We start from the raw sequence: 10,338 nt of genomic DNA, 5'->3' as shown, positions 1-10,338 counted from the left end.
CGAGGGATTCACTGTGTTCATCCCTCGCACCGCTCGCTCATCCCTCGCGCAGCGTCGTCGCCCGACCTCACTCTCGTTCGGTCGGTCGACAGCGCGCGCCACCGCATGTAGATCATCGGCTGGGCCACCGCATGTGGATCATCGGCCGGGAACGAGACGGGGGTAGTTCCGGTGTCCGTGATGGGGCGCGTGACACTACCGCCCGAACTGCCGCGGAACCGCATGGTACTTATCGACGCTGTCCCTCACACCGAACGAATGGCACAGTCAGTCCTGCTCACCGGGGCTGCGGGGCGAGTCGGAGACGCCATCCTCGGCGGCCTCGCGGACGACCACGAGTGGCGGTTACTGGATCGCGATCCCCCGACGGACGACCAGCCGGGCGAGTTCGTCGTTGCGGATATCACCGACGAGGACGCCGTCCGCGAGGCGATGGACGGAATCGATGTCGTGGTTCACCTCGCGGGCGATCCGCGCCCCGAAGCGCCGTGGGACAGCGTCCTGACAAACAATATCGACGGCACCCAGACGGTCTTCGAGGCCGCCGTCGACGCCGGCGTCGAGCAGGTCGTCTTCGCCTCGTCGAACCACGCCGTTGGCAACTACGAGACCGACGAGCGCACGCCCGACCTGTACCGCGAGCACGACGACTACCTCCTCGACGGCACCGAACTCCCCCGACCGAGCAACCTCTATGGCGTCTCGAAGGCCGCCGGCGAGACCTTGGGGAGATACTACCACGACGAATACGACCTCTCGGTCGTCTGCGTCCGCATCGGCAACCTCACGCAGGGCCATCCGCCGATCGACTACGAGCGCGGACAGGCGATGTGGCTCTCTTACCGCGACTGTGCACACCTGTTCGACCGCTGCATCCGCGCCGACTACGAGTACGAGATCGTCTACGGTATTTCCGACAACGATCGGAAGTACTACTCGCTCGAGCGCGCCCGCGAGGTGCTCGACTACGAGCCGCGGGACAACTCCGCGTACTACGACGGCGAGGACCGGGTCGTCGAACCCGACGCCTGATCGCACTCTCCCGTCGCCACTCGACTTTGCAGCTCCCGCGCCGGCGAGAGCCGGCAACCGACTCGGACGTGCCCCGCCCTTTTGTCCCTCGGCGTCGGATCAGCGCGCATGGAGTACACCACGCTCGGAAACACTGGAATGACGGTCAGCCGCATCTGTCTGGGCTGTATGAGTTTCGGGACGGATCGGGAGTGGATGCTCGAGCCCGAGGAGAGCACAGAACTCATCGACCGCGCGATCGATCTGGGGATCAACTTCTTCGATACCGCGAACGTCTACTCGACGGGTGAGTCCGAGGAGATTCTGGGCGACGCACTCGAGGGGTACGACCGCGATTCGCAGGTGGTCGCGACGAAAGTCTTCGGCGAGATGGATCCCGACAATCCGAACGCGAGCGGCCTCTCCCGCAAAGCGATCGAACAGGAACTCGAGGCGAGTCTCGACCGGCTGGGGATGGACACCATCGACCTCTACCAGACCCACCGGTGGGACTACGACACGCCGGTCGAGGAAACCCTCCGCGCGCTCGACGATGCGGTTCGGCGCGGGACGGTGCGCTACATCGGCACCTCCTCGATGTGGGCCCACCAGTTCGCCGACGCCCTCCACACGAGCGACGCACTGGGCCTCGAGCGCTTCGCCACGATGCAGAACCACTACAACGTGCTCTACCGCGAGGAGGAACGCGAGATGCTGCCACTGTGCGAGAGCGAGGACATCGGCGTCATCCCGTGGTCGCCGCTGGCCCGCGGCGTCGCGACCCGCCCCCACGAAGCGATCGATTCGACGACCCGCGGCCAGACCGACAAGTACCTCGAGCAGATGTCCTACCTTCAGGGCGGCGGCGAGGAGATCAACGAACGGATTCAGGAACTCGCCGACGAGAAGGGCGTCTCGATGGCGCAAATATCGCTCGCGTGGCTGCTCCACAAGGACTGGGTCGACGCCCCCATCGTCGGGACGACCAGCGTCGAACACTTAGAAGACGCCGTCGAGGCCCTCGAGATCGATCTCTCCGAGTCGGAGATGGAATCCCTCGAGGAACCCTACGAGCCACTGCCGGTGGCGGGTCACGAATAGTCGAACGAGCCGCTCGCGAAGCGCCCGCTACAACAGATCGACGCCGTTCAGCACCTCGGCGACCCGCTCGAGGTGGGTCGCGTGCTCCTCGCCCTCGAGCCCCTGGTACATCGTCGTGATCGAGAGGTGGTCGGCGCCGAGCTCCCGCCAGGCCTGCGCGCGTTCGACCCACTCGTCTTCCTCGCCGGGGATGGCGTACATCCGGCCGCCGAGGCCGATATCGTCGGGGTCGCGGCCCGCCGCCTCGGCGTACTCGTAGAGGTCCGCGAGGTGGGCCTCGGCCTCGTCGCCCGGCTGGAACTGCGGGAGCCAGCCATCCGCGATCCGAGCGACGCGGCGCTTGACCGGATCGGCCATGCCGCCCATCCAGAGCGGAATCGGCTGCTGGACCGGAAGCGGCCGGATGCCGACGTCCGGAATCTCGTGAAACTCGCCCTCGAACTCGACGAGTTCGTCGGTCCAGAGCCGGCGGAGTACCTCGACTTGCTCCTCGATTCGCTGCCCCCGCCGCGAGAAGTCCTCCCCCAGCGCGACGTACTCGGGTTCGTTCCAGCCGACGCCAACCCCCATGCGAAACCGCCCGTCAGTGAAACGATCCAGTTGGGCGGCCTGCTTCGCGACGAGGGCGGTCTGGCGCTGGGGCAAGACGAGAATTCCGGTCATAAAGGCAAGTTCGTCGGTCTGGCCCGCCAGATAGGAGTACGTGGTCAGCGGCTCGTGGAACGTACTCTCGTAGTCGTAGGGACCATCCCACCCCTCGCGGTCGGGATCGACGCCGAGGACGTGATCGTACGCCAGAACGTGTTCGTACCCCGACTCCTCGACCCGCTGTGCGTAGTCGGCGAGCGTCCGCGGGTCGTGGCCGATCTCGAGTTGCGGTAGCACGGTACCGATTTCCATACCCTCGCGTTCGGCCGGCCCGAACTTGAAGCTCCCGTCGAGACTGAACGACGGCGGCTATTGGCGAGGATTTGCCGTCCACGTGCGGTGGCGCGCGCTGTCGGCGAGGGGCGACCAGCGGGAGCGCCTCGAAAGCGAACGGAGAGCGAAGCGATCCGTGAGCAGGCCGGCCGAACGAGAGTGAGGTCGGTCGATACCACTGCGCGAGGGATGAGCGAACGAACAAAGTGAGTGAGCGAATCGGCTGGGGAGGGCGTGGCGATTCCCTGTTGCCAGTGTGAGGAAAACACGCGACTCTTCGTCACTCCTCGAACGCTCCGCGACTGACCTAACAACCGTTCTCGAGCACCAATGATTCTCGAGCATCGATAACCGATCAGAACAACCCGTCGACATCCTCCTCGCGGGCCCGTCGCCTGCCGACGTGATCCGTGAGCCGCTGGGAGATGATCCCGCGATTCTCGTCCTCGCGGACGAAATCGAACAGTAGCGTGATGAAGACGCTGCCGTCATCACCCGCCTCGAGATCCCGCCGCGCGTACGCTCGAGCCCGTCCGACCGGCTCCTCGTCATATCCGAACTCCTCGGCGAGGACGATCGCCGCGATCGCCGTCGGCTCGAAGCCGAGATCCGCCAGGCCGGGACTGTCGTCCTCGTGTTCGATCCGTCCCGGCGCCCGCCGCTCGATGATTTCGGGGTCGGCCGCGAGGCGATCCAGGGCCACTCGAATCGGCTCGAGGCGGAGGTCACGGTAGTCGGTGGGCAGCCCCGCGAGGTACTCGCCGGCGCTCTCAGCGAGCCCGACGGCACCCTCCCAGTTGCGCTCGCGGGCGTGATAGACCGCACCGCTGTACTGAATAAGCCCGTGAAGCAGGCGTTCGTCGTCGCTTCCGGCCTCGAGTTCGAGCCAGCGGTCCTCCCAGGCGTCGTGGGCGGCGTGATAGTGGCCACTGTTGAAGATGGCGACGCCAGCCCGAAGCCGATCGCGCATAGCCGTCCTTGGGGCTCGAGACTCGAGAACGTGACGGAAACGGTGACCGCCGGATATCCTGCCGGCAACGGCGACCGGGTCACACCGGGAGCGGGGACGCCGCGTCGCCGGGGTACCGACAGCACACTACCGCCTCCGGCAGGGCGGGACAGACAACCGTTGATTGGGCGAAATCCAGGGCGTGTCGACGCCCTAACCGGTTACTAGCCGCCACCGGCCCGGCGGTACTCGAGGTGAGGCCGGCCATACATATTAGTATGCGATTGCTTCCCACGGTATAGAGAGCGGCCACCGATCCGTAAGACATCCGTACCGTCGCTCGAGGGGAGAGACGAGCTCGAATCCATCCGTGTAATAACTCGTGTACCGCCAGCAAAAACGCCATCGAGTCGTCGAAGCCGTCTCGACGACTCACAGCGCTCGCCGCTTCGAACCGAACGTCTCGAGAACTCAGCCCTCGCGATCCTCGAACGTGAACGTCCCGTTTCGTTGAATTACTTCACCGTCGACCTCGAGGCGGGAGTCCTCGCTGACGTCCGTGATCAGGTCGACGTGGACTGCCGAGTCGTTTCCGGACTCGCCGTCGGGGAGACAGGCGTCGTAGGCCCGGCCGAGCGCCAGATGAACGGTGTCACCCATCTTCTCGTCGAAGAGGATGTTGTCCGTGTAGCGGTCGATACCCCGATTCATCCCGATTCCGAGTTCGCCCAGCCGGCGGGCTCCGTCGTCCGTCTCGATGATCTCGCCGATCACGTCCCCACCCTGCTCGGCGTCGTAATCGACGACCTCACCCTCGGCGAACTCGAGGCGGACGTCCCGGACGGGGTCCCCCCGTATCGTCATCGGGACGTCGAAGGTCACCTTTCCCTCGGTCGCATAGGGTGCAGTGAAGACTTCGCCGCTGGGCAGGTTGTGCGAGTCGTAGGCGACCGACGCGGCGCTGTTGACTGCCGTCCGGTCCTCGATCCGCATCGTCAGGTCGGTCCCCCTCGAGACGAGTCGTACCTCGCTCCCCTCGTCGAGCAACGCTTTCAACTGGGCCATCTCCTCGGCCAGCGACTCCCAGTCCCGGAGGATCGCGTCGTACGCGAACTCCTGGTACTCCTCGTACGCCATGTTGGCCTGCTGGGCGAGCGAGCGCGTCGGATGAACCGTCGACACCCAGCGGGTCCCCAATCGACTCTCGCGAATCTCGCTTCTGGCCTCGTTGTACGCTCGCCGCCGGTCGCCGGTAACATCGGCCGTCGCACTCGTATTCCGCGCGCCGCCGAGCGAGAGATAGACGTCGGCGTTCTCGACCAGTGCGAGTTCGTGAGCCGGATTCGCGTCGAAATCGCCGTCGTGAGCCCGGAGATAGGCCCGCGTGACTTCACCCGAGCCGTAGGTCGCGAGCAGGTTCGCGCCCCGCTCGCCGAGTGTTTCGGCGACGGCGACCGCCAGCTCGTGCGCGTCCGGCCCCACCGACAGAACGACGTCATCGCCCGCTTCGACGCGAGCGCTCCAGTCGACCAGCACCTCGGCGTGTTCGCGTACGCGTTCGTCCATGGTCGTTCCTCTCGAGCGAGCTCCTATAGTAGCCACTGATGCGGTCTGCTGTACCGATTTCTCCGAGCAACCGCAGGACGGTTCGTGGTTCCCTGGAAATGATTTCCTGACGAGGCGAACTCAGGCGGCGTGGGTCTCCTCGGCGGTGAGCCCCTCGCGCGAGCGCACGAGCGAGACGATGGCGTAGACGACCGGCGTATCGAGGAGAGCGATTGCGAGTTTCAACAGGTACTGGCCGACCATCAACGAGAGGATGACGTCAGTCGGGAGAACGGCACCGACGCCAAGGACGGCAGGTGCGATGGCGAACGCGACCGAGACGAAGATGACAGTATCGATCGCCTGGCTGCTCGCCGTCGACGCGATGTTGCGGAGCCAAAGCTTCTCCGAGCCGGTGTAGTCTCGAATCCGGTGAAACACGATCACGTCCCAGTTCTGGCTGACGAGGTATGCCAACAGACTCCCGAGGACCACGTTCGTCGATGCACCGAGTGCCGTCTCGAACGCAGCGGGATCGACGCTCGAGGGGGCGGCCGGCGCGGCGATCGTCGACCAGACGAGCGCGAGGACGACGAAGTTCAGAACGAAGCCCACGTTGACGACGATCTGGGCCGCGCGGCGGCCGTACAGTTCGGTGTAACAGTCGCTCGCGAGGAACGTCAACGCGTACGCGAGGGCCGCTCCGGGCAACGCGAGTTGTGCCCCCGTTACCGGGAGCGCCACCGGGAGTTCGAACGCGAGTACCTTCGACGCAGTCAACTGCGCGGTGACGAGTGCGGTCACGAAGAGACCGATCAGCGCGACCTGCGCGATCGTCGGCACTCCCCGGGGCTCTGTCCGGTTCATGCCGCGGCATACCCATCGGAACCACCTAAACGATACTATTCCAGTACACCTCGAGGGTGACCACGGTCCGCAAGAGATATTCTCATCAGGTGGTCGTCGCCCGTGAGCGGGTCCCGGAATCGTCCTCCCAGAATCGTCCTCAAGACGGTCACAGCCGCCCGTCGAGCCGCGGCCGGTTCTGGACGGACGGTCAGCCGAATTCGAGCATGAATGGCGAAATAGGTGTCTTCTCGTCCGCTTACCACCGAGAGGAACTGTCCGCCCCTCTCTCGAGCCGACCCGTTTTCCGTCTCGTGAGGGTCAACGGTTCGCTATCACCGGCGTCAATACCTCGGAGATCTAGAAAAACCGACTTCGCTGTTTTTACCGCCACAGTCCGATGACCGTCGAGTCCACGGCGAAATTCTTTTTGTTTCGACAGGCGATCCGTAACACAACTGTTATACGTATCCCGGGCCTCGATTGAATTGCAATGGCGAAAGGAAACGTTGATTTCTTCAACGACACAGGCGGCTACGGTTTCATTGAGACGGACGACGCAGACGATGACGTTTTCTTCCACATGGAAGACGTTGGCGGTCCGGACCTCGAAGAAGGTACAGACATCGAATTCGATATCGAACAGGCCCCCAAGGGCCCCCGCGCCACCAACGTCACCCGCCTGTAAAACGGCTTTTTACGTTCGGTAACGGGTTTCACATTCGATTATCATTCTTTAGCACACAACACGATAGCTATAGTAGCCACTGCAAGTCACTGCACACCTGATCGCACGACAGCTGTGCGATCAGTGTGTAAATCGTTGCAGTTGTTACTATAGCGACGGTTTCGTGTCATCGCTATTAGCCGATTGAGTCATCCGTACTGACAGTGTCGAACAGCGACAATCAGTCAACTCGATGAATAGTGTTTCGGTCGAGCGACCGTTAGCGGTCTGTTTCGTTTTGCGTAACTTTCACGAAATCCGTAACAAGTCTCGAGACGGCCTGTCTGTACGGCTTCGTAACCGGATTTAGCATGTCCTTACGAAACGAAACGCGAGATATTAGTCTGATTGACTTAGTTAGCTTCGGTGAACGTATGCGGAACGGTTGATACGAAATCGATAACAAATAGCCGGGTACCCGTTCGTTCACTCGAGTACAAAATGGACGATCTGACAGGGTTTCAACGAGACCTTCTGTACGTGATCGCAGGGGCCGATCAGCCCTCCGGTCAGGACGTGAAAAGCGAAGTCGAGACATACTACAATAGCGAGATCAATCACGGCCGATTGTATCCGAATCTCGACACACTGGTCAATAAAGACCTCGTCGAGAAGGGGGAGCTCGATCGACGAACTAACTACTACGAGATCAGTGATCGCGGCCGACAAACGATCGAACAGCGCCGGGAGTGGGAACAACAGTATATCGACGACTAGTCCGACACCCACCAGTCCCGCACTCTCCACCCCGATCGCTGAGCGACACGTACCGACGGGATAGGCCGACATCGGCGGATAGCAGGTGCTGTCCCACACTCGCAAACCGATTCGGTGTAACCACACTGACGGCAGAACCCGCTTGTACACCGTCACCAGCGGACACCTGTCGGCAGAATCGGTCTCGTTTCACCACTCAATAGTGAGATCACCCGCGACTTTCGTTCCAGCAGCTGTCTCCGCCTTTCGTCCCACCACTACTGACAGGGCGGGGCTGATACGGCCGGCTGCAAGTCCGTTCCGAAGCACTCTCGATACGGCATGGGTTGCTCCGAAACCAGTTACAGCCGACCGTTTGCTCTCAATGACCACGAACCGAATCCCCTTGAGTTGCAATCACGAGCCCCAATCGCTCGTCACAACTCGACTCGATCGACCGTTCTGGGCCCGGCAGCCACAGGATCGTACCGCGCATCGCGTGGGACGCTCCACGTTCCGTACCCGACTCCCACCTCGGCTCCATCGATAGCTACGAATCACGAACGAGTCCCCGATATGGACAGTACCGACGATACTCCTCGAAGAGCCGGAGCTTCATCGGTCGACGGACGCGAACTGTCTGCGATTCGAGACAGTTCCTCGAGCTCACCAAATTGCGTCGCTTCGACCCCAAAACCCAGAACTACTTACGTCGGGAGAGTCGTTAATTCACTAACCGAAATAGGCGCTGTCCCTGGCACGGTCGGGACTGAGCCTTCGATTCGAGCCGCCGCGGACGCGATCGAAGCCGGCTCACGTCGCAGGACGCCGCTCCCAGCAGCCATTCCGGCTGCACGACTGACCACGGGACTGCTATGATCGGCCCTACAACAATGGAAATTGAAATTGCGACAATTGGCGGTTACGAAGAAGTCGGACGACAGATGACGGCGGTCCGCGCCGGTGACGACATCGTGATCTTCGACATGGGACTGAACCTGTCGAAGGTTCTCATTCACGACAACATCCGAACCGAAGGAATGCACAGCCTCGACCTGATCGATATGGGAGCCATCCCGGACGACCGGGTCATGAGCGAGCTCGAGGGAGACGTCAAAGCGATCGTCCCCACCCACGGCCACCTCGACCACATCGGTGCGATCAGCAAGCTCGCACACCGGTACGACGCACCCATCGTCGCGACGCCGTTCACGCTCGAACTCGTCAAAGGCGAACTCGAGGAGGAAGGGAAGTTCAACACCGAGAACGAACTCGTCAAAATGGACGCCGGCGAAACGATGTCGATCGGCGACTCCGGGGCCGTCGAACTCGAGTTCGTCAACGTCACACACTCGATCGTCCAGGCAATCAACCCCGTCCTCCACACGCCCGAAGGCGCAGTCGTCTACGGGCTCGACAAACGGATGGACCACACGCCCGTCATCGGCGACCCGATCGACATGGAGCGCTTCCGCGAGATCGGTCGCGAAGGCGAAGGCGTCCTCGCCTACATCGAAGACTGTACCAACGCAAACAAAAAGGGACGGACCCCCTCCGAGAACGTCGCGCGCGAACACCTCCGGGACGTCCTCTACAGCATGGAGGACTACGACGGCGGCATCGTCGCCACCACCTTCTCGAGCCACATCGCCCGGGTGAAATCCCTCATCGAATTCGCTCGAGATATCGACCGCACACCGATCCTCCTCGGCCGCTCGATGGAGACCTACTCCGGGACCGCGAAACAGATCGGGATTGACTTCCCCTCCGACGTCGAGATGGTCGGCTACCGCCAGTCCATCGAGCAGACGTTCGAACGTATCATGAACGAAGGCAAGGAGAACTTCCTGCCCGTCGTCACCGGCCATCAAGGCGAGCCTCGAGCGACGCTCACGCGAATGGGCCGCGGCGAAACGCCGTACGAACTGGAGGACGGTGACAAAGTCGTCTTCTCCGCTCGAGTTATTCCGGAGCCAACGAACGAAGGTCAGCGCTACCAGGCCGAAAAGCTACTCCGCATGCAAGGTGCACGCATCTACGACGAGGTCCACGTCTCGGGTCACCTCTGTCAGGAGGGTCACTACGAGATGCTCGATGCGCTGCAGCCCGAGCACGTCATTCCAGCCCACCAGAACATGAGTGGCTTCTCGGGATACGTCGATCTCGCCTCCAATCGCGGATACAAGCTTGGACGCGACCTCCACGTTACCTCGAACGGAAACGTCATCCAGCTGGTCTAAGCGACGCTGCTGCGGCTATTTTTCTTTCTACAGATTTCGAATAGCGAGTGACGGCGTCATCGCTTTAAATAAAGCAAAAAACCCACACAGCAGTTGCTGTGTGGGTGTTAGTATGAATAGGAGCGGCGAATCGGATCTCCCAGAGGCTCGCGCACTCCAGTACTCACCGAAACGTAGGCGAGCTTATCTTCCGTGTTCGGGATGGGTACGGGAGGTACCTCGCCACTGTGGCCGCTGTAATGCCGATCGGCGGAATCGAACCGCCGTTAGACCACGATCGGTCGCTCGACCGAATTGGTCGA

9 protein-coding genes and 1 rRNA gene are annotated in these 10,338 nt (G+C 62.2%); 5 read left to right on the top strand and 5 right to left on the bottom strand.

Features of this window, described 5'->3' with window-relative positions; translation table 11 throughout:
- The first annotated feature begins 258 nt into the window (after nt 1-258).
- Complete coding sequence (gene azf, locus ACEWFR_RS23585) at nt 259-1,032, top strand: NAD-dependent glucose-6-phosphate dehydrogenase Azf (RefSeq protein ID WP_374063319.1); 774 nt, start codon at nt 259-261, stop codon at nt 1,030-1,032.
- Between the two features lie 108 nt (nt 1,033-1,140).
- Nucleotides 1,141-2,112 carry an aldo/keto reductase gene (locus ACEWFR_RS23580; protein WP_374063318.1) on the top strand — a complete coding sequence of 324 codons (972 nt, stop codon included), beginning with the start codon at nt 1,141-1,143 and terminating at the stop codon, nt 2,110-2,112.
- Between the two features lie 27 nt (nt 2,113-2,139).
- Here the strand turns inward: ACEWFR_RS23580 and ACEWFR_RS23575 are convergent, their stop codons facing one another.
- The 4 genes from ACEWFR_RS23575 to ACEWFR_RS23560 form a co-directional block, all read right to left on the bottom strand.
- Nucleotides 2,140-3,012 (bottom strand): LLM class F420-dependent oxidoreductase, encoded by an 873-nt coding sequence (locus ACEWFR_RS23575; protein ID WP_374063317.1) that lies wholly within the window; start codon nt 3,010-3,012, stop codon nt 2,140-2,142.
- A gap of 376 nt (nt 3,013-3,388) precedes the next feature.
- Nucleotides 3,389-4,003: a DUF309 domain-containing protein gene (locus tag ACEWFR_RS23570; RefSeq protein WP_374063316.1), complete on the bottom strand. Its 615-nt coding sequence runs from the start codon at nt 4,001-4,003 to the stop codon at nt 3,389-3,391.
- A 450-nt stretch (nt 4,004-4,453) separates the two neighbouring features.
- Nucleotides 4,454-5,548, bottom strand: a complete 1,095-nt coding sequence (locus ACEWFR_RS23565; RefSeq protein WP_374063315.1) for an aminopeptidase — start codon at nt 5,546-5,548, stop codon at nt 4,454-4,456.
- A 120-nt stretch (nt 5,549-5,668) separates the two neighbouring features.
- Nucleotides 5,669-6,394 carry a queuosine precursor transporter gene (locus ACEWFR_RS23560; RefSeq protein WP_374063314.1) on the bottom strand — a complete coding sequence of 242 codons (726 nt, stop codon included), beginning with the start codon at nt 6,392-6,394 and terminating at the stop codon, nt 5,669-5,671.
- Nucleotides 6,395-6,866: 472 nt separating this feature from the next.
- Between ACEWFR_RS23560 and ACEWFR_RS23555 the strand changes: the two genes are divergently transcribed.
- The 3 genes from ACEWFR_RS23555 (at nt 6,867) to ACEWFR_RS23545 (ending at nt 10,036) form a co-directional block, all read left to right on the top strand.
- The gene (locus tag ACEWFR_RS23555; RefSeq protein ID WP_006187181.1) at nt 6,867-7,061 is read left to right on the top strand and encodes a cold-shock protein; all 195 of its coding nucleotides are present in this window, start codon (nt 6,867-6,869) and stop codon (nt 7,059-7,061) included.
- Between the two features lie 480 nt (nt 7,062-7,541).
- Nucleotides 7,542-7,817, top strand: coding sequence for a helix-turn-helix transcriptional regulator (locus tag ACEWFR_RS23550; protein ID WP_098724585.1), 276 nt, complete (start codon nt 7,542-7,544; stop codon nt 7,815-7,817).
- 872 nt (nt 7,818-8,689) lie between these two features.
- Complete coding sequence (locus ACEWFR_RS23545) at nt 8,690-10,036, top strand: RNase J family beta-CASP ribonuclease (RefSeq protein WP_374063313.1); 1,347 nt, start codon at nt 8,690-8,692, stop codon at nt 10,034-10,036.
- Nucleotides 10,037-10,153: 117 nt separating this feature from the next.
- On the opposite strand, the gene rrf is transcribed toward ACEWFR_RS23545, so the two are convergent.
- Nucleotides 10,154-10,275 (bottom strand): 5S ribosomal RNA (rrf, locus tag ACEWFR_RS23540).
- Nucleotides 10,276-10,338: the final 63 nt, after the last annotated feature.

Origin of the sequence: Natrinema sp. H-ect4 (assembly GCF_041894845.1) — an archaeon.
Lineage (GTDB): Archaea > Halobacteriota > Halobacteria > Halobacteriales > Natrialbaceae > Natrinema.
The sequence above is the reverse complement of the archived record's forward strand: the minus strand, read 5'-3'. Positions and strand labels throughout refer to the sequence as shown.

What these genes read in the sequence shown, in the direction of transcription:
- ACEWFR_RS23555 (WP_006187181.1), top strand. Translation starts at nt 6,867, where the DNA reads ATGGCGAAAGGAAACGTTGATTTCTTCAACGACACAGGCGGCTACGGT.
- azf (WP_374063319.1), top strand. Translation starts at nt 259, where the DNA reads ATGGCACAGTCAGTCCTGCTCACCGGGGCTGCGGGGCGAGTCGGAGAC.
- ACEWFR_RS23580 (WP_374063318.1), top strand. Translation starts at nt 1,141, where the DNA reads ATGGAGTACACCACGCTCGGAAACACTGGAATGACGGTCAGCCGCATC.
- ACEWFR_RS23560 (WP_374063314.1), bottom strand. Translation starts at nt 6,394, where the DNA reads ATGAACCGGACAGAGCCCCGGGGAGTGCCGACGATCGCGCAGGTCGCG.
- ACEWFR_RS23575 (WP_374063317.1), bottom strand. Translation starts at nt 3,012, where the DNA reads ATGGAAATCGGTACCGTGCTACCGCAACTCGAGATCGGCCACGACCCG.
- ACEWFR_RS23565 (WP_374063315.1), bottom strand. Translation starts at nt 5,548, where the DNA reads ATGGACGAACGCGTACGCGAACACGCCGAGGTGCTGGTCGACTGGAGC.
- ACEWFR_RS23570 (WP_374063316.1), bottom strand. Translation starts at nt 4,003, where the DNA reads ATGCGCGATCGGCTTCGGGCTGGCGTCGCCATCTTCAACAGTGGCCAC.
- ACEWFR_RS23550 (WP_098724585.1), top strand. Translation starts at nt 7,542, where the DNA reads ATGGACGATCTGACAGGGTTTCAACGAGACCTTCTGTACGTGATCGCA.
- ACEWFR_RS23545 (WP_374063313.1), top strand. Translation starts at nt 8,690, where the DNA reads ATGGAAATTGAAATTGCGACAATTGGCGGTTACGAAGAAGTCGGACGA.